The organism is Priestia sp. SIMBA_032 (assembly GCF_046535215.1).
GTDB lineage: Bacteria > Bacillota > Bacilli > Bacillales > Bacillaceae_H > Priestia > Priestia aryabhattai.
The window spans coordinates 1-245 of sequence record NZ_JAWRXD010001324.1 but is presented as its reverse complement, the minus strand read 5'-3'; the positions used below and the strand labels follow the sequence as shown (position 1 = coordinate 245).

Below are 245 nucleotides of genomic sequence, written 5' to 3'. Positions count from 1 at the left end.
ATTTAAAGACCTAAACGATGCAAATTCAACTTTACGAGATGGTATTAAACGTACTGCAAGTGCAGGTATCATACAAGGTAGAGGAGATGGTTATTTTGACCCAAACACACCTATTACAAGAGAAGAATCAGCAATTATTGTAAACAAGGCTTTACAGTATAAAGGTATATGGGGACCAGTTGTAAGCCTACCATTCTCAGACAAAGACCAAATTATTTATAAAGAAGACGTACAAAGACTGTATG

1 protein-coding gene is annotated in these 245 nt (G+C 35.5%); it reads left to right on the top strand.

What is annotated here, in order from left to right; translation table 11 throughout:
- The coding region (locus SB717_RS38610) for an S-layer homology domain-containing protein (protein WP_410908522.1) at positions 1-245 on the top strand (245 nt) is incomplete at both ends.